This window comes from Thermomonospora echinospora, from assembly GCF_900108175.1.
Classification (GTDB): domain Bacteria; phylum Actinomycetota; class Actinomycetes; order Streptosporangiales; family Streptosporangiaceae; genus Thermomonospora; species Thermomonospora echinospora.
The window spans coordinates 886,693-911,424 of record NZ_FNVO01000001.1; the positions used below are offsets into that span (position 1 = coordinate 886,693).

Genomic DNA, 24,732 nt, shown 5'->3' on the forward strand with positions numbered 1-24,732 from the left:
GGCCTTGAGAAGAAGGGCACAGTGAATGACCAGCCTGCGAGAGCGCCTCGGCTCCGTCACCGGGGTCTGGGAAGGCGTCTACACCCACCTCACCCCGGCCGGCGCCGTACTGGAGACCTACGGGTCACGGCAGGAGACCCGGCTGGAAGGCGACCACTGGTACGAGCGGATCATCTACCGGCGCCCGGAGACCGAGCCCCAGATGCTCGACTTCCGGGCGAGGTTCGACAGTGATGACGACCTCGTCTTCGGCTCCGCCGACTTCCAAGGGCGGGCGCGGCTCGTCGACGGGCGCTTCCTGCTGTTCACCTACCGGTGGACGGCCGAGCCCGGCGTCGAGGTGGTCGAGCTGATCACCTTTGCCCGGGACGACTACAAGTCCCGGCTCTGGAAGACGTTCCGTGACGGCCGGCTGGAGCAGGTCACCGTAGTAGAGGAGCACCGCGTACCTGGCGGAGTTCCGGAGGTGTGGCACTGATGGGTGAGCCCCGCATCGTCGATCTCGACGCCCCCGGCCTGGACTGGACCGACGTGACCATGCCGGCCGCCTCCGCTCCCGTCCGGCTCGTCCGGCTGCACGCCGACGCGGCCACCGGCTCCTCGGTGTCGCTGGTCCGTTTCCCCGCGGGCTGGACCAGGCCGGGCACCGGCCACTACACCTGCGCTGAGGAGTTCACGGTGCTCGACGGGCGGATATCCGTCAGCGGGACCGCCCGCTCCGCCGGTGCGTACGCCTACCTTCCCGAGCTGACGACCCGGACGGACAGCTTCGTGGGCGCCGGCGGTTGCCTGGCCGTCGCCTGGTTCTCCGGACCTCCCCGCTGGAAGGACGGCGTCGCCGAGGAGGCCCCCGGGCCCGGAGCGGAGACCGGGCGCACCCACTCGGCGCTGCTCGGCTCCCTCGCCGAACTCTCCGGCCGGCTCCCCGGAATCGGAGACGGTGCCACGGGACTCGACGCGACCTTCCTCGACGCGCGGGTCTGGGCGTACGCCCCGGACGCCGCGTCCCTTCCCGATCTGCCCGGCCGCGTCCTCGTCCGCCGCTGGCCGGCGTCCGGAGACTGAGGAACGAGGAGCGACATGAGATCGGGATACCTCACCCTGCCCTCGGGGCAACTGCACCTGCGGCAGGCGGGCGCGGGATCGCCCGTGGTGCTGCTGCACGACGCACCCGGTTCCAGCGCGGTGTGGGACACCGCGATGATCGAGGAAGTGGCCCGGGCCCGGTGGGTCATCGCCCCCGACCTGATCGGTTTCGGCGGCACCACCGCGGCCGGCGACGCCGCGGACCTGGACGCCCAGGCCACGGCGCTGGCCACGGCGCTGACCGAGCTGGGAGTGCGGCGCGCCCCGGTGGCGGCCGAAGGCGCGGGGGCGGCGGTGGCGGCGCGGCTCGCCGAACGCCACCCCGGACTCGTCCAGGGCATCCTGGTCCTGCGCGTCCCCTACCACGGCGCCGAGCAGCCGCCCGCCCAGCCCGAAGCGGACGCCGGCGGTGGGCACCTGCTACGGCTCTACGACGAGATCCGTGACGGCATCCTCTTCGCCCCCTGGTGGCGGCCGAAGGCGGCGAACCGGCGGCGCCGCGGGCTGCCACCCGCCCCGGTGCTCCACGAGCTCTTCCTCGACACGGCCGAGCACGGGGACGCGCATCGGCGGCTTGCGGCGAGCGCGGCGAAGGAGTGGCCCCACCTGGCCGGCACCCCTGGCATGGTCCTGGCAGGCGACGACTGGACCGCCGGCATCCTGGCGCTTCCCGAAGGCGACGGCGTCCCCCTCCCGGTGGACGACGCGCAGGGGGAGCGCGAATACCTCCAGGTGGGCTCAGGCGTGATCCACGTCCGCCGTTTCGGCGACGGCTCGTCCGGCCGCCGCCCGGTCCTGGCCCTGCACGCCAACCCCGGTTCGGGCGATGGCCTGGAGCCCCTGGCCCGAGCGCTCGGCAAGACTCGGCAGGTCATCGTTTGGGACACCCCGGGCCATGGCCGCTCCACCCCGCTGCCGGAGGACGTTGAGGGAGGCGCCCCCACCCTCGCCGGCACCTACGCGCCACTCCTGGTGGAGTTGTTGGACGCGCTGGGCGTCGAAGAATGCGATGTCTACGGCACGCACACCGGGGCGGGGCTGGCGGTCGAGCTGGCCATAGCGGCGCCGAACCGGGTCGGGGCGCTCGTCCTGGACGGGGTGCCGCTCTTCGACGACCAGCCGGAACTCGTCGCCTCCGTCCTGGCGAACTACTTCGTGGACCTGACCCCCGACCCCCACGGCTCGCACCTGCGCCGCGCGTGGGGAGTCTCCGCGGACATGGCGCTGTGGTGGCCCTGGTTCGAGCACACCCCCGAGGGCGTCAGGGACGTCGACCCCTACCGGCCGGACTTCCTGCACCGGGTGACGCTGGACATGCTGCGCTCGGCCCCGCACTACCACCGCTACTACCGCGCGGGCTGGCAGTGGCCCTGCACCCGCCGGCTGCCGTTGGTGCGGAGGCCCGCGCTCGTCGGCAGCACTCTCACGGACCCGCTCGCGCCGATGACACCGGTGGCCCTGCGGCTGTTGGCCGACGCCGCCGAGACGACGTTCGCACCCCTGGGCGGCGCCGGCTCACCCGAGCTCAACGCCGCCTTGATGGCCCGCTATCTCGACGGAGTGCGCTGACCGCCCCGAAGCCGGAAACGCAGCGGCCCCCGCCCGACCCGGGCGGGGGTTGCCGGAGCAACGGGGGTCAGCGGATCGTCGCCACCCACCTCCCGCGGATCCTGACCATTCCGACCGCCGTTCCCGGTGCGGACGCGTCTTGGCCGCGGGCTGAGCCGGTCCGCCGTGTGCGAGGCCTTCGTGCGGGAGGGTCAGCCGATCAGCGCGGTGTCGAGCAGACCGCCGACCTTCGCTCTGGTCGCGAGGCCGCGAACCTCCTCCGCCAGCGCCGAAGCCGCTTCGGGCGTCAGGACGCGCGAGGCGTTGAGCGCGTACTTCGTGCGCAGCTCGTCGAACGTCAGCGGGTGCTCGGGGCCGCCGCGCGAGGAGTGGACCCGGTGCTCCAGGCTGCTCCCGTCCACGGTCCGGACCCGCAGCACGGCCGAGAAGGCGCGGGGGAACTCCTCGGAGCACTCTTCGTCGGCCACGACCCTGACCTTGGCCGCGAGCTCCAGCCGGCGCTCGTCGCGGAACGCCGCCTCGGTGAAGTCATCGAGGTGCAGGCCGAGCCCGCCACCTCCGATCAGCGCGCTGGCCACCGTGTACGGTCCGGAGAACTTGGCGTGGTAAGGCGTGCGAGGCCGCACCTTCTCCTCATGCGGCTCGCCGATCGTGCGCAGCGGCGCGGCGGCGACACCCAGTTCGATTTCCGCCACGTCCTCGGGCCGCAGCCCCTGGGCACGCAGGGCGAGGGCGGCGTCGATGCCGGGGTGGGTGAAGTGATTCGACGGGTAGGGCTTGTACACGGTGCGCAGCAGCTCCCACTGCTCACCGAGTCCATCGGTGATCGCGTCCCGGTCGTAGCGGCCGTCCAGGAACGCCTCGAAGAAACCGAAGCGTCCTTCGAAGACCGTGGGGGGACCGGTGATGCCCTCGGCCGCCATGGTGGCGGCGACGACGGCGGCGTGGGCGGCCCAGCCGCAGTGGACGCGCTTGACCGTGCCGCCGGTACGGTTGGCCTCGATGACCCCCGCTCCCATGCTGGCCGCGATGCCCATCGCGTGGGCGATGCCGTCTGCGGCCAAGCCCATCAGCAGTGCCGCGCCCGCGGCGGCGCCGACCGTGCCGCAGATGGAGGTCGCGTGCCAGCCCTTCTCGAAGAAGACGGAGTTGCGGACTTCGGGAAGGTAGGACGCCATGCCGAGCCGGTTGGTGATCTCGTCGCCGACGGCTACGGCGCGGCACAGGTCCGCGCCCGACAGGCCGGCCGACTCGGCCACGGCGAGGCAGGCGGGGACGACCGAGGCCGACGGGTGGAGGACGGAGGGCAGATGGGTGTCGTCGAAATCCAGCGCGTGCGCGAGCGTGCCATTGATCAGCGCGGCCGAGGGCGCGGGCAGGGACAGCCCCCGTCCGATGACGGAGGAGCCGCCCACGCCGCCCCACCGCTCGGCCATGCGCAGCACCGCCTCGTGTGGCTCGGCCGGGTCGGTGAGCTCCTGCGCGGCCAGGCAGTTGCCGAAGGTGTCCAGCACCCGCCCGGTAACGTCGGCGGTGACCTGCTCGGGCAGCTCCGCGTCGGCGGCGAAGTCGGCCAGCGCCGCGACGATGGTCGTGTCCCGGGAGCTCATGCGGCCAGCACCGCGAGCGGCCGCACCGGCGCGCCGGTGGCCCCTACGACGGGAAGCGGGTTCAGCACCAGCATGAACTCGGCGTGGCCGGTGCTGAGCAGTTCGGACAGGCGCATCGTCTCGACGATGTGCACACCCGCCTCCACCAGGAGGATGCGATGCACGGGGAGCGTGGCGTGGCCGCGTCCGGGGGCGATCCGCTCGAAGGCGATCGTCTCCCCTCCGGCCACCCTGACGCCCCGGTCGACCAGCCAGCGGGCCGCATCCGGGCCGGGACCGGGAACGCCACCCTCGTCCCCGACGAACAGGCTCGGCTTGTCCCAGTTGCGGGACCAGCCGGTGCCGATCAGCACGGAGTCGCCGGGGCGAATCTCCACATCGGCCTTCACCTGTGCCGCCTGCAGGTCGTCCGGGGTCACCTCGTAGCCGGGCGGGAGTACGTCGACGCCGTGGACTGCGGTCACGTCGAGCAGCACACCGCGGCCGACGTAGGGGGGAAAGGCGTCGATCCCGTGCTGGGACAGACCCTGGTTCGACTGGATCCCTGCGGCCTCGACCCCGCCGTACACGTAGCCGTCCTGGGAGACGTGACCCAGGGCGTCGACATGGGTGCCGACGTGGCCACCGGTGAGGATGACCTCGTTGGCGGCCGAGCCACCGTCCTCACGGACCATGTCGCCGTGCCTGCGCTCGATCACCATCCGGAATCTCGGATGGTTCGGCGACTGCGGCATGCCCGTGCGCATGGGTTGCGCGAGATCGACGACCTTGGCGCCGTCGAGGTGCTGCCACAAGGACATCACACAACTCCTTTTTCTCGCAGGGCGGCCAGTTCGTCGGCGCTCACGCCGAGACCGCCCCACACGTCTTCGTTGTCGGCGCCGCGGGCGCGGCCCGTCCATTTGATTGAGCCGGGTGTCTCCGAGAGCCGGAAGAGCACGTTCTGCATGCGCAGCGGCCCGAGGTCGTCGTCGTGGACCGTGGTGATCGTGTCGAGGGCCCGGTACTGCGGGTCCTCGAAGACGTCGCGGATGTCGTAGATGGGCGCCACCGCGGTCTCCGCCCGCTCGAACTCCGCGGCCACCTCGTCCAGGTCGTGGTCGGCGATCCACCTGCCGACGTGGCCGTCGAGCAGGTCGGCGTGCTCGGCGCGGCTCGCGCCGACGAACAGGGGGGCCGCGTCGACGACCACGAGGCCGGACAGTGGCCCGGGGCGACTGGCCGGTCGTTCAGGTGACGCCGATCGCCCCTCCGGGGCGACCTGCTCTACTTCCACGAAACGGCCTCCTCTCGTGTGCTCCTGCTGGTCCGAGCCCCGTGGCACAACACCGGGATGGGACGTTCGGGTCCGTCTGGGGCTTCCCAAGCTATTGAAACAGCGTTACTGTGTGCGGAACAAGTCCACAGTACAGGTGCGTTCAGGGAGGTGCCGTAGCCCGCGATGATCTACCTCGTCTACCGGATGAAGCTCAGCTTGAAGGCCCGCGGAGACATGCGGGGCTTCTGGAAGTGGCTGGAGGACCGGGAGCGCTGGTTCTACCGGGATCTCCCGATGGTGCGGGAAGTTCGCTGGTACTACAGCGTGATCGGGGACGTGTACGTTGTCGAGAACTGGGCCGCGTTCGATAACGAGGCGGGCTGGGGCGAGTACCGCTCGGCTCTGGCCACGCTGAAGGCCGACGACGCCTGGGAAACCCAGCGGGTCAGCCAGGACGAGTGGTGGGAGTTCCTTGACACGCGAATCGTCACCGATCTTCCGGTGAAAGTGGGATTCCGCCACCACGATGGTTGACACCACGTAGCCGCTTCCCGGAGGAAGAGATGCCGACCAAGAATCACCGTGCCGCTCCCGGTGAGACCCCCGCTCGCGAGAACACCGGACAGGTGATCGCCGCCGTCGAGCGGGCTGTGGACGTGCTGATGCACTTCGCCGAGACGCCGGCGGCGACACTTGGGGTGACCGAGATCGCCGAGGCGCTCGGGATGTCGAAGGCGGCCGTGCACCGGGTCCTGGCATCGTTGCGCGGACGGCACCTCATCGATCTCGACCCGGTGAGCAGGCGTTACTCTCTGGGGGTCGGCGCCATGCGGCTCGGTCTGGCCTATCTGGACAGACTGGACCTCCGGCATATTGCCGCCCCCGAACTGGTGGTGCTCTCCCAGCGCACCGACGAGACGGCGACCCTGTCCATCCGCACCGGCTGGAACCGGATCTACGCCGATCAGGTGACCCCCGCCCGTGAGGTCATCATGAGCGTCTCCCTCGGTGTGCCTTACCCCCTGCACGCGGGCAGCTCGTCCAAGGCGTTCCTCGCCTTCCTCACCGATGAGGAGATCGAGGCGTATCTGTCGCAGGTCCGGTTGGAGCCGCTGACGGATCGCACGATCGATGACATTCCCCGGCTGCGCGCGGAACTCGCGGAGATCCGGGAGCGCGGCTGGGCGCAGTCCTTCGCCGAACGCATGTCGGGGGCGGCCTCCGTGGCCGCGCCCGTCTTCGACCACCACGGCCGGCCCGTGGCCGTCATCAGCGTCTGCGGACCGCTGGAACGGTTCCGGGAGGAGGTCGACGCATGCGTGGAAGCTCTTCTCGATTCCACTCGAAGAGTCACCACCCAGATGGGGTGGACCGCATCAGAAAGGAGGTGACGGTTGACCGGTCGGCCGGCCGTCTCCCATGTCCCATTACGACCTGCTCTTCAAGGGTGGCACCGTCGCCCTTCCCTGCCACGGCCAGATCTGCGCGGACCTGACCGTCTCCCGGGGAAGGCGGCGGACCTCGCGGACGACCTCGCCGCCTCCGAAGCCGCCGAGGTCGTCGACGCCGCCGGGAAGATCATCCTTCCCGGCGCCGTCGATGCCCACTTCCACCTCGGCATTCACCGCGATGTGGGTCTGTCGGCGTCGCTGCACTGTGAGCAGTCCGAGTTGATGCGCGTGTTCATCGATCGGGTCCGTGCCAACGGAGACCCGCAGACGCTGCGCGCCTACCACGAGGGACGTCCGCCGCTGACCGAGCGGGTGGCCATCGGCGAGGCCACCGCCCTGGCCGGCCACACCGGCACCGACCTCAACCTGCTGCACCTGTCCGGCAGCGACGTGGTCACGCCGTCTCGCCGGCCCGTCGCTCGTTCGGCGGTGACACGCGGGCCCAGACCACTCCGCACCACCTCTGCCTCGACCACGAGAGCCTCGACGAGCGCGGCGGCCTGGGCGGCAAGGTCAATCCGCCCGTCTACACCAAGACCCACAACGAGGTCCTGTGGCTGCGCGCCGCGGACGGCTCGATCGACTGGGCGGCCTCCGACCACGCCTGTTGCAGGGAGGCGGGGAAGGGCGACGAGTTCTGGCCGGCGCGCCCCGGGTTCGGTGGTACCGCGCTGCTCTACCCGGTCCTCTTCTGCGAGAGGCACCTCAGGCGGGGCCTCCCGCTGACCCGCGTGGCGGAGCCGGCCTCGGCGAATCCGGCGCGGGCGGACAACCTGTGGGGCCGCGAGGGCAGCCTCGCCGTCGGTTTCGACGCGGACCTGACCGTGGCGGACCCGAGCCGAGGCGGACGGTGACGTCCGAGATCTGTCCCTTCGGCCGGGACCACTCCCCGTTCGAGGGCGCCGAGCCCACCGGCCGGCCGGTGGCCACGGTGGGCGGCGGCCAGGCGCGATCCCGCGACGGCGATGTCGCCGGCGTGCCCGCCGATCGGTACACGCACCGTGCGTGACCACTACGCTTTTAAACGTCAGACTTATTGACAGGCTGGTCGGCGCAAGCCTATGTTTCATAACCCTGTTCCAGTTCCTGGAGCAGGGCTCTCACGCTAAGTTTTCAGAGGAGCAGTGCAGATGAGCCCTGAGGCGATCATCGATGGACTGTTCGCCGGTTCTGTGTACGCTCTGGTCGCACTCGCCCTGACCATCGTCTTCCGGCCGACCCGGATCATGAACTTCGCGCAAGGCGAAGCCGTGATCCTCGGCGCCGCAGTCGCGTACCAGATCGTCGCGCTCGAGAAGCTGGGCTGGGCCGTGACCCTCGGCGTCACGCTCGTACTGGCCGCGTTCATGGGTCTGCTCATGGAACGCATGATCATGCTGCCGGTCCGCCTGTCCGGATCGCGGTACGCGTGGATCATCGCGACGCTGGCGGCGGCGTTGATCTTCCAATCCCTCTTCAACCTCAAGTACTTCGATGTGGACGCCCTGCGGCCCGAACCGGTCATCGAAGGCGGCTTCCAGCTGGTGGGGATCGCCGTGGAGTGGCAGGAGGCGCTGACGATCCTGGTGGCCCTGGCCGTGATGGGGGGCTACGACCTCTTCCTCCACCGCTCCGCCTACGGGCGGGCGATCCGGGCCACCGCCCACAGCTCCGACACCTCCGTCCTGATGGGCATCCCGGTCCAGCGCATCATCGGACTCTCGTTCGTGATCGGCGCGGTGATCACCGCGATCGCGGGCATGCTCGCCGCTCCGGTGATCTTCGTGGCTCCCGCGGCCGGGCTGCTGTTCACCATCAAGGGCTTCACCGCCGCGGTGATCGGCGGCGTCGGATCACCGCGCGGAGCCCTCGCCGGCGGAATGATCGTCGGCCTCCTCGACACCGTCGTCCGCAGCATGGTCGGCGGCTCCGTCGGCAACTTCGCGGTGTTCGCGGCGCTCGCCGTGATCCTGGTCGTGTTCCCGTCCGGACTGTTCGGCAAGCCCATGGAGGCACACTGATGGCAACGGTTGACTCTCGTGTCCCGGGCTCCGGCGACGCGACGGCACGGGGGTCGGTGTTCGACTCGCCCGGCTACCACCGCGCCCGGACGGCGGTCCTGGGAGCCCTGGCGATCATCGCGGTCGCGGTGCTGCTCGCCTGGCCGATGATCACTGACTACTACAGCTACAACGCGGCGTACTACAACGGGCTCGTCGCCTCGGCGGCGATCAGCGCGATCCTCACCATCTCCCTGAACCTGTCCATGGGTTACGGCGGGATGCTGTCGATGATGCACTCCGGCCTGCAGCTCGCCGGAGGCTACGCCACCGGCTATCTGGTGGTCGAACTCAGCGGTTCGTGGCTGCTGGGCATCGTCGCCTCGGTGCTGGTGGGGACCGTTGTCGCGATGCTGGTACTGCTGGTCAGCCTCCGGGCGACCTACCTGTACTTCGGCATGATCACGCTGGCCGCCAACCTGATCGTCATCGAGATCGGCCGAGAGTGGGACCCGGTCACCGGGGGCATCGTCGGCATCAGCGGCATCAGTCCCAAGCTCGGTGACGAGGTGATGTCCAAGCAGGCGTTCTACTATGTCGTGCTCGCGTGCCTGGCCCTGATGTACGTCCTGCAGCGAAACCTGGTGCGCAGCGGCGTGGGCCGGGCCGCCATGGCGGTGCGCGAATCGTCTGACACCGCTTCCGCGATGGGCATCTCGCCCTCCCGCGCCAAACTCCTGCTCTTCGGCATCTGCGGCGGTATGGCCGGCCTGTCCGGGGCGCTGTACGCGCTGCAGCTCGGTTTCATCAATCCCGATGTCGGTCTGCTCGACAACGGCATCATCTTCTTCGTCGGCCTGTTCCTCGGCGGCATCTCCACCCTGATCGGCCCGATCATCGGTGTCGGTTTCATCGCGCTGCTCGTCGAGCTGATCAAGGACCAGGCGCGGTACACCACCTTGGTGCTCGGCCTCCTGCTGCTGATCGCGATGATGGTGATCCCTCAGGGCATCGTGGGGACCTGGAGGTCCTCCAGGATGGGCCGGGACAAGCTGCCCGAGCTGAAGGAAGGACCGTTGCCCGACGAGGTGCCCGATGTGGTGCCGGAGGTGCGCGGCGTCCCCGAGGGAACGGCCGCGCTCGAAGGCAGCGGCATCGTGAAGCACTTCGGCGGGGTGCACGCCCTCGACGGAGTCGACATCCGGGTCATGCCCGGCACCGTCCACGGGATCATCGGCCCCAACGGGTCGGGGAAGTCCACGCTCGTCTCCTGCCTGACGCGCTACCACCGGATCGACGCCGGACAGGTGAAGATCTTCGGTACGGAGGCCCCGGCCACCGCCCACGGCGTCGCGCGCGGGGGAGTGACCCGGGTGTTCCAGGTCCCGCACCTCTTCGAACGGGTCAGCGTACTGGACAACGTGCTCACCGGTATGCGCATGCAGGAGAGCTACTCCTGGCTCGGCGCCGTCCTGCGGTCGCCCGCCTACCGGCGTCAGGACCGCAAGGAGCGTCAGGAGGCCAGGGAACTGCTCGCCTTCGCCGGGCTCGCGGGTCGTGCCGACTGGCTGGCGTCCTCGCTCTCGCACGGCCAGAAGCGGCTCCTGGAAGTGGTGCGCGCGGTGGCCAGCAGGCCGAAGGTGCTCATCCTGGACGAACCGGCCACCGGCCTGACGTCCGAGGAACTCGACGCCCTGGGCCGGTTGTGCCGGGTGCTGCGCGAACGCGGACTGGCCGTCGTGCTCATCGAGCACGACGTCGACTTCGTCATGGGGCTGTGCGATGAGCTCACCGTCCTGGAGAGCGGCAAAGTGATCGAGCGCGGAACTCCCGAGAAGGTGCGCAACTCGGCGGCGGTCCTTGAGGCGTACCTGGGGCGGCCCGATCTGGTGGAGGAGACGTCATGAGCAGGCTGCTGGAGCTGTCCGGCCTGTCGGCGGGCTACGGGGGCGTGCGCGCCCTGGACGGACTCGATCTGCATGTGGACGAGGGCGAGTTCGTGGTGCTGCTCGGCCCCAACGGGGCGGGCAAGACCACGACGATGAAGACCGTGTCCGGCCTGCTCAAGCCGAACTCCGGCCGGATCACCTTCGCCGGGCGGGACCTGGCGAAGGTGCCGGGCTGGCGACGTGCCGGGCTCGGGCTCGGGCATGTGCCCGAAGGCCGGCAGATCTTCCCCGAGCACACGGTCCTGGAGAACCTCGCCCTCGGTGGCTTCCCGACCCGGCACCGCCGCGGCGAGAACGAGCGCAGACGCGACGAGCTGCTGGAGATCTTCCCGCGGCTCGCCGAGCGGAGCTCCCAGCTCGCCGGCACCCTCTCGGGAGGGGAGGCGCAGATGCTCGCCGTCGCCCGCGCCCTGATGGCGGGGCCCCGGCTCCTCATGCTGGACGAACCGTCCCTCGGGCTGGCGCCGCTCAAGGTCGCGGAGCTGTTCGGCTACCTCAAGCGGCTGCACGCCGAGCACGGCCTGACCATCCTGCTCGTGGAGCAGCAGGCGGGGACCGCGCTCCGGCTCGCGGACCGCGGGTACGTGCTGGAGCGAGGAAGGGTCGTCGTCGAGGGGACGGCCGCGGAACTGAGGGACGACCCCCGGGTCCAGGCCGCCTACCTCGGGCGACTCCGCCAGGAGAGCGCCTGATCGCTGATTGCGGACCGTTCCCACAAGGGAAGGATGCGACAACCCGGCTGAGGTCGGAAGCGGACTTGGCGGGCGGCACTCGGTGCCGCCCGCCAAGCCGTATGCGCGGAAGAAACCCCCGCGGACGCTCTCTGCGGACCGCCGCTCGGGCAGACCCTGCCGTTTCGGCTCCACGCGTACATGGTCCCCAGGCGGTCGGACGGGGAGGCCGGCGTCTCCCGCGCCTTCGAAGCCGTATGCGCGACCGGGCCGAACACCGCGCCGAGGGTGTGACCGGCACCCGTCCTTGTTCCTGGACCTGACCTTCCACGGTCTCCCCCCGAGCCGGCCCGTGACCACCGGACGTCTCCGGGGCGGCGGGAGACTCTGCAGCCTGGAAAGGCGAGGGGCGGAGGAGCGGGACTTTGCGCTCCTCCGCCCCTCACGGACGGGCCGGGATCTGCCGTGAAGCCTGATGTGGAAGAGCTCCGGAGGCTCGGGGAACGGGCCTCGGATCAGCCGAAGGCGGTGGTGCCGGGCTTGACGACGCCGAGGAACGCGGCGACGAGGACCAGGAACCAGATCGCGTAGACGTAGGGCAGACAAGAGCGCACGGAGTGCCGGATCTGCTGTTCGACCTCCGGACTGGAGCCCTCGGACACCAGCCTGCCGAAGGCGGGGCCGAAGGGGCTGAGCCGGCGGCGGATCATCACACCGGACAGGATGCACAGGGCGTATGCGGCGACCTTGGCGGCCAGCCACTTGGGATTGGTGGTGACACCGAACGGCTCGGCTGCGAAGAAGACGTAGCCGGAGACCACGAGCAGCCCGGCGGACAAGCCGTAGCGGACGATCAGGTCGAGTTTCTGCACCAGTGCGCCGAGCGGGGTGGCGCCGCGGGTGTAGTCGTAGACGACCAGCGCCAGCCAGCACAGCGCGCCCACCCAGGACAGGGCGAGTAGCCAGCCGGGGAAGACGTCCTCACCGAACGGGCTCAACGCCATGAGGGTCACACCGCTCGGCAGGAAGAGGACGAGGCAGATCCGCGGCGCCATGTCCACGGCGTGCATGATCTTGGCCGCGACCGAGCGGGCCGGGGTGGGCAGTTCGGCGCGGAGGATGAACCGGCTGGAGTAGAAGACGCCGATGTCGCTACCGAGCCAGTAGACGAAGAGCACGATGTGGAGCAGGATCGCCAGGCTGTAGGCGTTGAACCCGTGAACGGGCTCCATATCGGCGGCTGCGGACAGGACGAGGGGCACGTGGGGCTCCCGAAGAGACGGCCGTGGCCGGACCCCGCAGGGTCCGGCCACGGTGTTCGCATGGTTCTGACAAACGGGGAGGGGAGGACGGCTACATGCCGTCGCCGTCCCAGCGACCGCGTGAGCGGCTGCGGACGGGAAGAGAGGAGATGATGGGCGCCGGAATGTGGTCGCCCGGCTTCCACGCCCGTCCCTGAGCCCAGTTGTGCGCCCCCGAGTCGGTGCGCTCGTCGGCGTGCTCCAGCGACGCGGGGTCCGCACCCCAGTCGAGCGCCGGGACGTCGTGGCTGTGCTCGTGGTCATGGTCGTGGTCATGGCTGTGGCCGTGGTCGTCCCCGTGACCGCCCTGGAGTCGCGCCGCGTCCAGTGCCTTGGCGATGGCCAGGATGCTGCGGTCGACGCCCTGTCCGTGCTGGGTGTACCGCGCGTCGGGCTGACCCTGGTCGCGCTGGAACTGCCACGAGGCGGTGAGGTCGGCGATGTCCTTCTCACTGCGCCAGGTGGGGCCGGAGCCCAGGTCGTGCGAGGACTGCGACCAGCGCATCCGGCCGCCTTCCGGACCGTAGTTGACCGCCTCACCGCCCCAGCGGAGCCACTCGTTCTGGGTGTACCAGTTCTGCAGTTCGCCGTCGGAGCGCAGCAGCCAGGTCGCGCCGCCCTCCATGGTGGTGAAGTGGCCGTGCTTGACCCGCGCGGGGCGGAAGAAGTACGTGCCCAGGTCGAGCGTGCCGAAGTTGTACTCCATGTGACCCTGCGTGGTGTACGCCTCCTCGTAGCAGGGGTGGTGGGCCAGGCGGTGGTCGGCCCAGCCCTCCTGAGCGTGCACCAGCCGGGTGTAGAAGCCGGTCACCGGGTCGACGTGCAGGTACTTGATGAACAGGCCGGGCATGGGGCCGGGATTCGGCACCGCGTCCCACTGCATGGCCTCGCTGTCGATGACGATGACGTCCTCGCGGGCGCCCTCCCAACGCGGGTGGGCGAGGGAGTCGACGCGGTCGAAGCCGGCGTCGCCGTACTCGCGGTAGTGCAGGATCCGGGTGCCTTCCGCGAAGGTGATCGCGTCGGTGGGCACACCCTTCGGAGCGTAGACGTATCCGCCCTTGCCGATCTTTCGGCCACCGTAGGTCATCGAGCCCTCGAGCACGTAGTACTCGCTGTTGGCGTGATGGATGCCGGGCCCACGACCCCAGTCGGTGTGGAAGTCGATCCGAAGCGAGGAGGAGCCGTCCTCCTCGTCCACGGAGAGCCGGCGTTCGCTGGCGCGTCCCTCACCGTTGATGAGCTCGGCGCCGTGCCACACGTAGTCGTCTTCTTGGATCAGCTCGACATGGGGGCGCACTGTGATGTCCTTCCACTGGGCTCAGGTCGTGTTTCATTGTGCGAAACGCTATTCCGATACCCTGAGGATAATTGTCTGAGGTTTTCAGGTCAAGGTCAGGAGGGCTCGACCCCCGGCTTGAGGTCGCGTTTGAGGATCTTCCCCGCCGCGTTCCTGGGCAGCTCGGCGACGACCTCCCAGCGCTTGGGGACCTTGTAGCCCGCCAGACCGGCGCGGCAGTGCGCCTCCAGATCGGCGAGCAGGTCGGCGCCGCCGGTACCGCCGTCGCGCAGGACGAGATAGGCCATGACCTCCTCACCCCAGGTCTCGGAGGGGACGCCGACCACGGCGGCCTCGGCGATGGAGGCGTGTCCGGCCAGCACCTCCTCGACCTCGCGCGGATACACGTTGACGCCGCCCGAGATGATCATGTCCTTCTTCCGGTCGACGATGTGGACGTATCCCTCCTCGTCGCGGACCACGATGTCGCCGCAGGTGAGGAAGCCGTCCTCGGTGGTGCACTCCTCCGTCGCCGACTGGTTCTCGTGATAGCCGTTCATGAGGAACGGGGAGCGGCTGAACAGCTCACCCGGCTCTCCCGGACCGACGGGCCCGCCGTCGGGGCCGACGACCCGCAGCTCCGTCATGTACCAGGCATGGCCGACCGAACCGGGCTTGCGGTGCTGGTCCGCCGGGCGGAGATTGGTGACGATGCCCGCCTCGGTCGATCCGTACAGCTCGTGCACGCCGCAGTCCGGGAACGCGTCCATGACCCACTGCTTGAGCGGCCAGGGGAGCGCGGCGGCGTTGAAGTAGAGCGTGTCGAGGGAGGCCAGGTCCCTGTCCACGATTTTCGTCTCGTCCAGCGCGCGGAGCATCTGTGCGTGTGTGGGGACCAGGAACACAGACTGGGCGCGGTCCCGCTCGATGATGTGGAGCAGCGCCTCCGGATCCCACTTGCGGAGCATCGTCACCGTCCCACCGGTGTAGACCGGGGCATAGCCGAAGGCGAATCCGGCGCCGTGGTACATCGGCGCCACCGCGACCGACGTCCGGCCGGTACCGAGCCCCCACTCCATCGCCGAGCAGTAGAACGTGAGGGACCGGCTCCGGTGGCTGATCAGTACGCCCTTGGGCCGTCCGGTCGTCCCCGAGGTGTAGGTGATGCAGAACGGGTCGAGCTCGTCCACCCGTACCGCCGGGTCCACTGCCCGCGCGCCGGCGAGCGCTTCCTCGTAAGGACGTCCGGCCTGGACGCCGTCGATGGAGAGGGCAGGGAGCCGCAGTTCTTCGATCGAGTCCCCGACGACGGAGGAGAAGGCGTCATCGAGCACGATCGCCTTCGTCCCCGAGTGCTCGATGATGTATCGCGCTTCGGCGGGGGTGAGCCGGGGGTTGAGCGGCACCATGAGCAGTCCTGCTTTGGCGATTCCGGCGGCGATCTCCGGATACTCCAACCGGTTGCCCAGCAGCACCGCGACGCGGTCACCGGGGGTGAGGCCCCTGGAGAGCAGAGCGGAGGCCAAGCGGTTGGAACGGTCGTCGAGCACGGCGTAGGTGAGGGCGCGGTCGCCGTCGATCACTGCCGTGGCTCCGGGGGTGGCGCGGGCGAATTCGCGCACGCCGCCCGCGATCGACAGAGGAGCACCTCCACGGAGGACGGGCATGCTTGTTCCTTCCAGGAAGCCGTGACCGGCATGTCATGTGGAAACAGTGTTCCACTGAGTGGGTGGCGAGGTGTCAGGAGAGAGGTTGCCAGAGGGTGACCGAGATGCCGTTGGGGGTGGTCACGCCGGCCGCGGCGGCGCGGCCGTGCCACGGGTCGTCGGTCTCGACCCGGCCGGTGAGCACCTGTCCGCCGGTGCGGCGCACGCTCTCCAGCGCGGCCGAGAGGTCGCGGGTGCGCACGGACCAGCCGCAGTGGCCGAGTGAGCGGGCCGGACGCTGGGCCGCCCGCCGATCCACGCGGTGCTCGGTGTCGGCGGAGGTGACCTCGATCCTGGCGGTTTTCGCCCCGGCCAGGAACGCCAGGCGCATCCGGGTGCCGTCGGGCAGTCCGGCGACCTTGTCGAACCCGGGCGAGGAGAACACCACGTCGTACCAGACGTCCATGCCCAGCCCTTCGGGACCCCAGAAGGCGACCTCGGCATCGGGGTCGGGGACGTGGCAGACGACCGAGGTCAGTTCGGTGTAGGAGCGCTCCGGGTCGGCGCTCCACGCCTCGGTGCCGCGGACCGCGGCGGGTTGGACGAAGACCACGACGGTCCCGTCCGGTGCCGGGCAGATGCCCTGCGTGACCTCGACCTCGCGCTCGCCCACCGCGACGCCGTAGGTGGTGGGGGCGACGGTCCAGGGGTGCCCGGCCTTGCCGAGCGCGGCGTGCGCGGCATTGATGTCGCGGGCGTACATGTCGATCCCGACCAGCCCGGTGTCGAGGTTGTGCGGTGGCTCGGCCGGCGCGATCGGCTCCGGCACCCGCACGAGGTGGATCCGTCCCGTCCCGGAGCCGGCGGCGGCGAGCGCGATCACCTCGAGGTCGGCGGGCCCCGACCCCCACAGGGCGTCGGCGACCGCCGCCGGGATGGTGCCCGCGGCCGCCACCTCGTATCCCAGTCTGTCCACGAAGAGCTCCAGATGGGGGCCGAAGTCGGTGACTCCGACGATCGCGGCGGTGATGCCCTCGATCAGCGGCTGCCGGGTGCTGTGGTCCATGGCGGTCCTCCCACGAATTGTTGTTCCTTGCAGTGGAACGCTGTTCCATTGAAGTGAGGATCACGCTAAGGTCGCTGCGGCGGCCTGTCAACGTGCCGACTTCCGCTTCATCAACCGCTTGTGACCAGGGAGGATCCATGCGCGCAGCGATTTCCAAGATGCCGATCATCGCCGAGCACCTCGGTGAGTGGCGGGGCGAGTACATCCACATCGCCGCGGACGGGACCATCGTCGACCGCCACGCGTCCCACCTGTACTGCCGCATTCCCGAGGACGGCTCGTTCGACATCCTCCAGACGAACACCTACACCTGGGCCGACGGCCGGGAGGAGGCGTTCGACTTCGGCGGCAGGCTCGACGAGAACGGCGTCTGCCACTTCGACACCGACCGCATCGTCGGTGAGATGAGCCAGGTGGACGACCAGACGATCGTACTGACCTGGTCGTACAAGGACGACCCGGACAACTACCTGTACGAGCTGATCCAGCTCTCCCGCGACGGGCGGCACAAGTGCCGCACCTGGCAGTGGATGGACGGCGACCGCCTGGTCAAGCGCACCGTCATCAACGAGTTCAAGGTCGCCTGACCTCCCTCCGGGCTTCGTGCGCCCGCGTCCTGGGGATCCCCTCCAGGGACGCGGCGCCTTCCTCCCCGCCCCCCTCACGCATCGGCCGTTCCCACCCCGGAGCACGCGATGCCCATCACGCGAATACCGACGTCATCGGCATCGCCGTGGGCTGGGAGTCGGGGCGCATGGCCGCGTCGGTGCCACCGTAGCCGGCCAGCCGCCGGGCGGCCTGGCCGGACGTGCAGTGCTCGGCGTGGCCGAGTGCGGGATGGGCGTGCAGGTCCTTTACAACGACTCCAGTCCGGGCCTGATTCGGTCCAGGCCCGCGAGGATGTCCGTGCTGCCCGGCATATCCGTGCTCCCTTCCGCGGCGGAACCGGCGGTAACCGGTGAGACCGGCGCTCCGGTCGGCGTCCAGGTGATGATCGTGTTCATGGCGACATCGAGCACATCGAGTACGCCGGGCATCTGGACGGCGATGACCACACGACCATGGCGCGCGTCCTGGAGTCCTGGGCGGGCAGCCCGGTTCGCGTCGCGCTCCACCTCTACGGCTGGGAGATCGACTACGACGGCGAGAACCTCTCGATCTATGCCCAGCCGGAAGTGAGCCGCCATGTTCACAAACCCGGCTACCTGCTGTCCGGCACCATCACGGCAACGGTCACCGAGGCGAAGGAGCGGCTGCGGGCCCTGAGCGCCGCCTTCGGCCAGGTGGGCATCGTCTGCCGCCTTGAATATCTGATCGTCGACGAGAACGGCCACGTACTCCAGGACCGTGAGAGCGGCATCATCTCCTGAACGGTCACGACACCTACAGGTTGTCCGCCGTGGCGTTCACCCGAGATGGCATCACCCTCACTAAGTGAACGTGCGAGAGGCGCGGGCCTACCTGCGCGAGGCGATGGAGGGCGTGGGAGCGAACCTGGGCGACGTGGACCCGATGGCCGCCGAGGTCGCGTTCGAGGTCGGCCGGCAACGCCCGGGTCGCATCGAGCTCGTGCTTGAGCGTGCGCATGTGGGCGTTCTGGGCTCCGACCTGGCGGCGCGTGGCGACGGTCGGCGCCGTCGTGGTCGTGGTGTACGGCAATGCGGTGCCGCATTGCCCGCTGCGCCCCGAATGCTGCTCGCCCGAAGATCGTCCCAACGGTCGGGGACCGGAGTCTCCCGACGTGACCGCACCGCGAAATACCTCTGCCGAATCCGTCGTCGTCGCCTTCACCGACTGCGCAGCTTGAGAATGTACGTCGCGGTGAGCGCGACGGCACGGTCTTCGTCATGTGACAGATCTGCGAGGGCACGTGACGTCGTGATCCCCGGGATGTCCGCGAGCGCCTCGGTCAGCCGCCGACGTGCAGACGATTCAACGGTGCCGTGGGCGAGGCTGTCAACGAGCCTGGTAGCGATCTGATCCGCCAGCGCGGGATCACTCGCCAGCGCGCTCAGCGCGTCGGCTGCATCGGCGCCGTTCGTCTCCTCGACGACCATGTCGATGAGCGTCGGGACCGCGTCGGCCACTCCACGCGCCCCGAGCGCCAGAGCCGCATACCTGCGGACCGCGATGTCGGAGTTCGTGAGGGCGTCCTGCAGCAGTGCGGTCGCCGCATCGTTCGGAATCTCGGCGATGGACTGGACGGCGCGTTTGCGCACCTCGGCCACTGGTGAGCCGAGGCCCTCCGCCAGCAGCGCCAATCCGTCATCGCCCGATTGCGCCAAAGCCCATCGAAGGGCTCCGGCGACGTTCGGGTCCGTCTCGCTCAACGCTGCCTCGACCAGAGCCTCCACGGGCACCGGGACCTCTCCGGCCGAGGACAGGGCCGCGTGCTGGCGCTTGCCGGCGCTCTCCGACCCCAAGGCCTGCAGGAGCGCAACGATCTGGAGGACGTCCTCCCAGCCGGCGGGTTCCGCGGCATCGATCCGACGCAGCCGCGTGAGCAGCTCCGTCTCACTGGCAATGCGTTCTCGCGTCTGGCGGATGAGGTCGTCGACGAGCTCCGAGGGTGTGAAACCGGGATTGTCCAGCGCGCACCTGACTTCACGCAGCGACAGCCCCAAGGACCGCAGGCTCTCGATATGGAAGATCCGCCGGATGTCCTCGCTGGAGTACTCTCGGTAGCCACCCTCGCTGCGACCCGTCGGCCGCAACAGGCCGAGCGACTCGTAGTGCCTGAGCATGCGGGCGCTGACCCCGGACCGTCGTGCCACCTCACCGATCAGCACTGTCCATCACTCCTCCTGGCCGGTCGTGCCGAGGGCTACGAGGCGCTTTGCCTCCTCGATCGCGAACTCGAATCCGGCCTCCGGGTCGCGTGACAGCCGTTCCGTGGCGATCGCGTGCTGACGCACGCGAGGGTCGGGATCGGTCATCGCGGCGCGCAGGACCGGCATGATCACATTACCGAGCGCGATCAGCGCCCGGCTGAGGCTCAACTGCGTCTCACGCCCGCCGCGCCCGAGTTGTGTCGCCAGCACGTCAGCCAACTCGGGTTCTTCGCCTTCGGGCACGAGCGCGACCGCCGCTCGCCACGCGCTCCGCGCCACCTCGTCGTCGGCGTCGGTCAAAAGCGCCCGTGTGATCGCCGGCCACGCCCGCCGGTCCCCGATCTTGGACAGCGTGTGCAACGCCTGGCTTCGTGCCTGCGCACGCTCCGAACGGAGTTCATCGATGAGCTTGGGGACCGTCATCGATGACGAATGGTGGATGAGCGCCCACGTGAGCATTTCGCGTACGAAGAATTCAGGCTCGATCGCGCATCGTTCGATCAGTTTGTCGATGAACCTCGGGTCCGGGGTCGTGCCGACCGCCATCGCCGCCTGCAGTCGCACCGACGAACTGTCGCTCTCCAGTGCCCGCAGAGCTCGCATCGTGTGCGTGTCCTCGTTCGGCACGGTCATTGGGACCACCTCCTTGGCCACAGTGAAGACCTTGTCACTGTGTCAAGGTCAAGCGGAGCCATGCCGTGAGGTGGCCGGGAACCCTGTGCCCACCGAGTCCGATGCCTGTCACGTCAGACGAGACGCGCGTGACGTCACAAGGCTGGTGGCTGCGGTCCCCGGTGTCGTGCGAGCCCGCTCGGGGGCACTCCGTCGGCGGGCGTGAGACCCCGGAGCTTGGCCGCTCGGACCCGTGATGAAGGCGGACAAGGGCGAGATCTCTAGAGGGCGAGGGTTTCCAGGTCTACGGCGTTGGCCACGGCCTGGGCGCCCTTGTCGTTGAGGTGCATGCCGTCGCCGCTGTCGAGGGCGGGGTGGATGTAGTCGGAGGCTTCGGGGTTTTCGACGGCTCGGGCCACGTCGAAGACGGCGTCGAAAGTGTCGGTGGTACGCATCCAGTCGTTCACCTCGCGTCGGGCGGCGAGGCCCTCGGGGGTACTGATCCCGGGGTAGACGGCGCCGGCGAAGGGGCCGATGGTGGCGGCGAGGATCTTCAGGTCGGCCTTGTGAGCACGGCGGGCCAGGGCCTTGAAACCCTCGATGAGGGCGCCGGAGGTGGCGGGAGGCTCGCCGGACATGCCGGGGAGGCCGAGGTCGTTGATGCCGAAGTGCACCAGGACGTGGGTCAGGCCGGGAATGGAGAGAACGTCGCGGTCGAAGCGCGCCAGCGCGTGCTCGCCGACCTCGTCCCGCAGCAGGCGGTTTCCGGCGATGCCCTGGTTGACGACCCATCCGCGCTTGAGGCGCCGGTTGAGGAAGTCCACGGAGCGGTTGTTCGCGCCGGTCGTGGAGCCAACGCCTTCGAACCAGGAGTCGCCGAACGCCACGGCGATCGCGGTGTCGTCCGGGGTGAGCACGTCGACGCCCGAGACGTAGAACCTGGCTTCCACCTGCTCAGCATCAGGGAGTGCGGGAGACGCGACGTGGTTGCCGCCGACGATGTGAGCGGTCTCCATGGGCATGTGGGAATAGGTGGCCAGGCCCGTCTCCTCAGGGAAATAGAGGCTGAGGAGCAGGTCGGCACCGGGGGCGACGGGCAGATCCACCGGGTCACCGACGGCCTCTTCTCCCGGCGGGATGGTGACCCCCTCGGCACCATCGAAGGTGAGGACGGCCTGCCCGTGCTCGGTGGCGGCCCTCGCGGCGGCGATGGTCAAGGGGGTGCGGCCATAGCGGTTCGTCAGGCGTACGCGAAGGAGTTCCCCGCCGCCGGCCATGTGGAGTACCTGACGCACCGTCTGGTCGGCGAAGCCGCGTGGTTCGCTGAGCTGGATCTGCTCGTAGGGACTGATCACTGCGGTGCGGAAGCCGGCTGTCCAGATCATGCTCGCTCCATTCGTTGTCATAGGGGAGTAGCGCCGTTCAGGTGAAAGGCGGGTGAAGCGCGTATGCGCCCGGATGGACGAGCCGGTCAGGGTTCGAGCACGTAGCGACCGCGCACCCCGCCCTTGGCCATGGCCCGGTGGACCTTGGCGACCTGGTCCAGCGGCACGACCGCGTGCACTCGGGCCGGCAGCTCGCCGGAGACGGTACGGGCGAGCAGGTCGCCCAGTCGAGCGCCGTCAGGATGCGTTACCACGACGTCTACGGTGATCCCGCGCTCCGCGGCCGGCTTGGCGCTCGGCTGCACGCCGACGAAGGTTCCGCCGTCGCGGACCAAGGCGAGGGCCTGCTCCTGCAGCGCCGCACCGTCGGCGACCGCGTCCCAGCCCGGCTGGGCGTGCGTGGTGAACTCGGCGCCGAGGCCGCGGACGAACTCCTCGTCCTCGGCTCTGGCCAGACCGGTCACCTGCCAGCCGCGGTCCTGTGCCAGCGAAGCGACGTACCCCCCGACCGCGCCGGCCGCCCCGGTCACCAGCAGCCGGTCGCCGTCGCTGGATGCGTCACCGAGCAGATCGACGATCTGGGCGGCGGCCAGCCCGTTGAGCGGCACCGTCGCCGCCGCGACCAGGTCCAGCCCGTCGGGAACGACGGCGATGTCGCAGGCCCGCACGATGAGCTGCTCGGCGTAGGTGCCGAAGTCGCGGTCGAAGCCGTCCACCAGGCCGGCGACCCGGGTGCCGACGGCCAGGTCCACGCCGGTGCCCGTGGCGACGACGGTGCCGGCGAAGTCCCAGCCCAGGCCGGTACGTTCGGGCTGGTCGACCAGCCCCATGGAGTGGAAGAGACCGCGCGCGACCGCGAGGTCGACGGGGTTGACCGCCGCGGCGGCGATCTCCACTCGGACCTCGCCGGGACCGGGCTCGACGACGGGAACGTCGATGATCTCGATCGAGTCGGGTCCGCTCGGGGTGCGGAAGGTGGCGGCGCTCATGGTTCCACTCCTTGTGGCTTGTGCTCGACAGCCGACCCGCATCACTATGGGCAGGTAACTCTCTGACGGGAAGTACGCACTTGGAAGTGCGTAGGCCACCCCTCGGTAGGTAAGGAGCGGTCGATGCCGACGAAGACGGCGGCCCAGCAGCGGGCACAGGCGAAGAGGGACTATGACGCGTTCCTGGCGAACTGCCCCAGCCGCCAGCTACTCGACCGGATCTCCGACAAGTGGGTCGCGCTGGTCCTGGCCGCGCTTGGCAGCGATGGCCCGGATCGCCCCGGGGACGAATGCTCCGGTGAGCCGCGGGCGATGCGCTACTCCGAGCTGTCGCGCCGACTGGCCGGGGTGAGCCAGAAGATGCTCACCCAGACGCTGCGCTCCCTGGAGCGCGACGGCCTGCTCACCCGCACCGTGACGCCGACCGTGCCGGTCACCGTCACTTACGAGCTGACCGATCTCGGTCTCTCCCTCCACCACGTGATACGCGGCATCAAGGTGTGGGCCGAGGCGCACATGGATGAAGTGCTCGCCAACCGCGAGGACTACGACACCCGCCTCGCCTGAATGCCGACCATCGGCGCAGCAGGGCGCCGCCCGACCCTCATCGACGGCCATCGGTACGTCCTTCTCGTCCGTCATGTCTCTGCGGCGCTGTCCTTGCGGCCGGCGATGCCGGGCGGTTACCCGCGGCATGGGCGTACCGACCGGCGGTGGCCGGGCATGGTCCGGGGTGCACGGTGTCAGGGGCGCAGCAGAACCTTGACGGCTCGGCGCTCGTCCATGGCCTTGTAGCCTTCGGCGGCCTGCTCCAGGGGCAGTTCGAGGTCGAAGACCTTGCCGGGGTCGATCTTGCGGTCCCAGATCAGCTGGATCAGCTCCGGCAGGAAGCGGCGCACCGGGGCCGGACCGCCGTGCAGGTGCACGCCGGAGAAGAACAGCTCCATGCCGGGCAGTTCGACATCGTGGGTGACCCCGACGTAACCGACGTGTCCGCCGGGACGGGCGGAGCGAATGGCCTGCATCATCGACTCCTGGGTGCCGACCGCCTCGATGACCGAGTGCGCGCCCAGACCGCCGGTCAGGTCCTTGAGCCTGGCCACGCCCTCGTCGCCGCGTTCGGTGATGATGTCGGTGGCGCCGAACTCGACGGCGAGCTTCTGCCGGTCGGCATGCCGGCTGAAGACGACGATCCGCTCGGCGCCCAGTTGCCCGGCGGCCAGCACGCCGAGCAGGCCGACGGCGCCGTCGCCGACGACCGCGACGGTCTTGCCGGGACCGGCCTCGGCGGCGACCGCGGCGAACCAGCCGGTGCCCAGCACGTCGGAGGCGGCCAGCAGACTCGGGATCAGGTCCGCTCCGGGCATGCCGGGGGTGGCGACCAGGGTGCCATCGGCCAGGGGAATGCGGGCCCGCTGCGCCTGGGTGCCGATGGCGGCCATCGGTACGGCGTGCACGCAGCGGGACTGATAGCCGGCCCGGCAGATTTCGCAGGTGTTGTCGGAGGCGAAGAACGAGCCGACCGTGAACTGGCCGGGCTTGAGGTCGCGGACCTCACTGCCGACCTCCTCGACGACGCCGACGTACTCGTGGCCCATCGGGACCGGTCCGTCGTGCTTCTCCACGCCGCGGTAGGGCCACAGGTCCGAGCCGCAGACACAGGCTGCGGACAGCCGGATGATCGCATCGGTCGGGGCGAGGATCTTCGGGTCCTCGCGCTGCTCCACCCGGACGTCACCGGGGGCGTGCATCACTACGGCTCGCATCTCATGTACTCCTTGGTAGATGTCTCTTAGCGGCCTGCCTGCAGATCGGTGGTCAACCCATCCAATGTCGCGGTGTGCAATCGTTATTGCACCGAATGCAGTGACCTGCCTTCTGATGGTGCCGGGGAAGGCCTCCGGCATCCGGAGTGCCCATCGGGCTGGGCCGTGACCACCATCCAGTAAAAGAGCTGGTCAGGTGGGGAGGAAGGCACTGATGAAGGGTGTACTGGCAGGGCACCCCAGCCAGGCGGGAGGCCGCCTAGCCTGGGGAAGGTGGACAACCG

Annotated in this window: 27 protein-coding genes; 13 read left to right on the forward strand and 14 right to left on the reverse strand. The window is 69.5% G+C overall.

Features of this window, described 5'->3' with window-relative positions:
- The first annotated feature begins 25 nt into the window (after nt 1-25).
- Genes C4U03_RS04080 through C4U03_RS04090 form a run of 3 tightly spaced genes read left to right on the forward strand, consistent with a single transcriptional unit; the run spans nt 26 to nt 2,655 of the window.
- Nucleotides 26-478: a DUF3598 family protein gene (locus C4U03_RS04080; protein ID WP_103936206.1), complete on the forward strand. Its 453-nt coding sequence runs from the start codon at nt 26-28 to the stop codon at nt 476-478.
- Complete coding sequence (locus C4U03_RS04085; protein ID WP_146087242.1) at nt 478-1,065, forward strand: cupin domain-containing protein; 588 nt, start codon at nt 478-480, stop codon at nt 1,063-1,065. The genes C4U03_RS04080 and C4U03_RS04085 overlap by 1 nt, the downstream gene beginning before the upstream one ends.
- Nucleotides 1,066-1,080: 15 nt before the next feature.
- Complete coding sequence (locus C4U03_RS04090; RefSeq protein ID WP_103936208.1) at nt 1,081-2,655, forward strand: alpha/beta hydrolase; 1,575 nt, start codon at nt 1,081-1,083, stop codon at nt 2,653-2,655.
- A gap of 191 nt (nt 2,656-2,846) precedes the next feature.
- Here C4U03_RS04090 and C4U03_RS04095 read toward each other — a convergent pair whose 3' ends face one another.
- The 3 genes from C4U03_RS04095 to C4U03_RS04105 are packed head-to-tail and all read right to left on the reverse strand — an operon-like array spanning nt 2,847 to nt 5,457.
- Nucleotides 2,847-4,265, reverse strand: coding sequence for an MmgE/PrpD family protein (locus C4U03_RS04095; protein ID WP_103936209.1), 1,419 nt, complete (start codon nt 4,263-4,265; stop codon nt 2,847-2,849).
- Nucleotides 4,262-5,065 (reverse strand): cyclase family protein, encoded by an 804-nt coding sequence (locus tag C4U03_RS04100; RefSeq protein ID WP_103936210.1) that lies wholly within the window; start codon nt 5,063-5,065, stop codon nt 4,262-4,264. Before C4U03_RS04100 ends, C4U03_RS04095 begins: the two co-directional genes overlap by 4 nt.
- Nucleotides 5,065-5,457 carry a CoA transferase gene (locus tag C4U03_RS04105; RefSeq protein WP_235017622.1) on the reverse strand — a complete coding sequence of 131 codons (393 nt, stop codon included), beginning with the start codon at nt 5,455-5,457 and terminating at the stop codon, nt 5,065-5,067. Before C4U03_RS04105 ends, C4U03_RS04100 begins: the two co-directional genes overlap by 1 nt.
- Before the next feature lie 249 nt (nt 5,458-5,706).
- On the opposite strand from C4U03_RS04105, the gene C4U03_RS04110 reads away from it, so the two are divergent.
- Together C4U03_RS04110 and C4U03_RS04115 are read left to right on the forward strand one after the other, a co-directional pair.
- A complete protein-coding gene (locus tag C4U03_RS04110; protein WP_103936212.1) occupies nt 5,707-6,057 on the forward strand; it encodes a hypothetical protein in 351 nt (116 codons plus the stop codon).
- Nucleotides 6,058-6,086: 29 nt separating this feature from the next.
- Nucleotides 6,087-6,914: an IclR family transcriptional regulator gene (locus tag C4U03_RS04115; protein WP_103936213.1), complete on the forward strand. Its 828-nt coding sequence runs from the start codon at nt 6,087-6,089 to the stop codon at nt 6,912-6,914.
- Nucleotides 6,915-6,950: 36 nt separating this feature from the next.
- On the opposite strand, the gene C4U03_RS40995 is transcribed toward C4U03_RS04115, so the two are convergent.
- Nucleotides 6,951-7,349 carry a hypothetical protein gene (locus C4U03_RS40995; RefSeq protein ID WP_103936214.1) on the reverse strand — a complete coding sequence of 133 codons (399 nt, stop codon included), beginning with the start codon at nt 7,347-7,349 and terminating at the stop codon, nt 6,951-6,953.
- A gap of 475 nt (nt 7,350-7,824) precedes the next feature.
- Here C4U03_RS40995 and C4U03_RS41005 point away from each other — a divergent pair, with 475 nt between their 5' ends.
- The 4 genes from C4U03_RS41005 to C4U03_RS04135 all read left to right on the forward strand — a co-directional run bounded on the left by C4U03_RS41005 (nt 7,825) and on the right by C4U03_RS04135 (nt 11,594).
- Entirely contained in the window at nt 7,825-7,983 is a 159-nt protein-coding gene (locus tag C4U03_RS41005) for a hypothetical protein (protein WP_200827012.1), read from the forward strand.
- Between the two features lie 121 nt (nt 7,984-8,104).
- Nucleotides 8,105-8,974: a branched-chain amino acid ABC transporter permease gene (locus tag C4U03_RS04125; protein WP_103936215.1), complete on the forward strand. Its 870-nt coding sequence runs from the start codon at nt 8,105-8,107 to the stop codon at nt 8,972-8,974.
- Nucleotides 8,974-10,860 carry a branched-chain amino acid ABC transporter ATP-binding protein/permease gene (locus tag C4U03_RS04130; RefSeq protein WP_103936216.1) on the forward strand — a complete coding sequence of 629 codons (1,887 nt, stop codon included), beginning with the start codon at nt 8,974-8,976 and terminating at the stop codon, nt 10,858-10,860. Before C4U03_RS04125 ends, C4U03_RS04130 begins: the two co-directional genes overlap by 1 nt.
- Nucleotides 10,857-11,594 (forward strand): ABC transporter ATP-binding protein, encoded by a 738-nt coding sequence (locus C4U03_RS04135; protein ID WP_103936217.1) that lies wholly within the window; start codon nt 10,857-10,859, stop codon nt 11,592-11,594. The genes C4U03_RS04130 and C4U03_RS04135 overlap by 4 nt, the downstream gene beginning before the upstream one ends.
- A gap of 494 nt (nt 11,595-12,088) precedes the next feature.
- On the opposite strand, the gene C4U03_RS04140 is transcribed toward C4U03_RS04135, so the two are convergent.
- From C4U03_RS04140 to C4U03_RS04155, 4 genes are all read right to left on the reverse strand, one after another.
- Entirely contained in the window at nt 12,089-12,835 is a 747-nt protein-coding gene (locus C4U03_RS04140; RefSeq protein ID WP_235017623.1) for a hypothetical protein, read from the reverse strand.
- A gap of 91 nt (nt 12,836-12,926) precedes the next feature.
- Nucleotides 12,927-14,174, reverse strand: coding sequence for a DUF4437 domain-containing protein (locus tag C4U03_RS04145; RefSeq protein WP_103936219.1), 1,248 nt, complete (start codon nt 14,172-14,174; stop codon nt 12,927-12,929).
- A gap of 95 nt (nt 14,175-14,269) precedes the next feature.
- The gene (locus C4U03_RS04150; RefSeq protein WP_103936220.1) at nt 14,270-15,820 is read right to left on the reverse strand and encodes a class I adenylate-forming enzyme family protein; all 1,551 of its coding nucleotides are present in this window, start codon (nt 15,818-15,820) and stop codon (nt 14,270-14,272) included.
- Between the two features lie 73 nt (nt 15,821-15,893).
- Nucleotides 15,894-16,865, reverse strand: a complete 972-nt coding sequence (locus C4U03_RS04155; RefSeq protein ID WP_103936221.1) for a VOC family protein — start codon at nt 16,863-16,865, stop codon at nt 15,894-15,896.
- Between the two features lie 137 nt (nt 16,866-17,002).
- On the opposite strand from C4U03_RS04155, the gene C4U03_RS04160 reads away from it, so the two are divergent.
- The gene (locus tag C4U03_RS04160) at nt 17,003-17,452 is read left to right on the forward strand and encodes a DUF3598 domain-containing protein (RefSeq protein ID WP_146087243.1); all 450 of its coding nucleotides are present in this window, start codon (nt 17,003-17,005) and stop codon (nt 17,450-17,452) included.
- Nucleotides 17,453-17,719: 267 nt separating this feature from the next.
- On the opposite strand, the gene C4U03_RS04165 is transcribed toward C4U03_RS04160, so the two are convergent.
- Nucleotides 17,720-17,920 carry a hypothetical protein gene (locus C4U03_RS04165; protein ID WP_103936223.1) on the reverse strand — a complete coding sequence of 67 codons (201 nt, stop codon included), beginning with the start codon at nt 17,918-17,920 and terminating at the stop codon, nt 17,720-17,722.
- Nucleotides 17,921-17,926: 6 nt separating this feature from the next.
- On the opposite strand from C4U03_RS04165, the gene C4U03_RS04170 reads away from it, so the two are divergent.
- Entirely contained in the window at nt 17,927-18,235 is a 309-nt protein-coding gene (locus tag C4U03_RS04170) for a hypothetical protein (RefSeq protein WP_103936224.1), read from the forward strand.
- Nucleotides 18,236-18,438: 203 nt separating this feature from the next.
- Nucleotides 18,439-18,672 carry a hypothetical protein gene (locus C4U03_RS39760; protein WP_146087244.1) on the forward strand — a complete coding sequence of 78 codons (234 nt, stop codon included), beginning with the start codon at nt 18,439-18,441 and terminating at the stop codon, nt 18,670-18,672.
- Here the strand turns inward: C4U03_RS39760 and C4U03_RS04180 are convergent.
- The 4 genes from C4U03_RS04180 to C4U03_RS04195 all read right to left on the reverse strand — a co-directional run bounded on the left by C4U03_RS04180 (nt 18,653) and on the right by C4U03_RS04195 (nt 22,682).
- Nucleotides 18,653-19,654: a MerR family transcriptional regulator gene (locus tag C4U03_RS04180; RefSeq protein ID WP_103936226.1), complete on the reverse strand. Its 1,002-nt coding sequence runs from the start codon at nt 19,652-19,654 to the stop codon at nt 18,653-18,655. The two genes, C4U03_RS39760 and C4U03_RS04180, sit on opposite strands and share 20 nt — an antisense overlap.
- Nucleotides 19,655-19,660: 6 nt before the next feature.
- The gene (locus tag C4U03_RS04185; protein ID WP_103936227.1) at nt 19,661-20,329 is read right to left on the reverse strand and encodes a HEAT repeat domain-containing protein; all 669 of its coding nucleotides are present in this window, start codon (nt 20,327-20,329) and stop codon (nt 19,661-19,663) included.
- Nucleotides 20,330-20,589: 260 nt separating this feature from the next.
- A complete protein-coding gene (locus C4U03_RS04190) occupies nt 20,590-21,693 on the reverse strand; it encodes a GDSL-type esterase/lipase family protein (protein ID WP_200827013.1) in 1,104 nt (367 codons plus the stop codon).
- Nucleotides 21,694-21,779: 86 nt separating this feature from the next.
- Nucleotides 21,780-22,682 (reverse strand): NADP-dependent oxidoreductase, encoded by a 903-nt coding sequence (locus C4U03_RS04195; protein WP_103936229.1) that lies wholly within the window; start codon nt 22,680-22,682, stop codon nt 21,780-21,782.
- 123 nt (nt 22,683-22,805) lie between these two features.
- Here C4U03_RS04195 and C4U03_RS04200 point away from each other — a divergent pair, with 123 nt between their 5' ends.
- Entirely contained in the window at nt 22,806-23,249 is a 444-nt protein-coding gene (locus C4U03_RS04200; protein WP_103936230.1) for a winged helix-turn-helix transcriptional regulator, read from the forward strand.
- Between the two features lie 176 nt (nt 23,250-23,425).
- On the opposite strand, the gene C4U03_RS04205 is transcribed toward C4U03_RS04200, so the two are convergent.
- Nucleotides 23,426-24,448, reverse strand: a complete 1,023-nt coding sequence (locus C4U03_RS04205; protein WP_103936231.1) for a zinc-dependent alcohol dehydrogenase family protein — start codon at nt 24,446-24,448, stop codon at nt 23,426-23,428.
- Between the last annotated feature and the right edge of the window lie 284 nt (nt 24,449-24,732).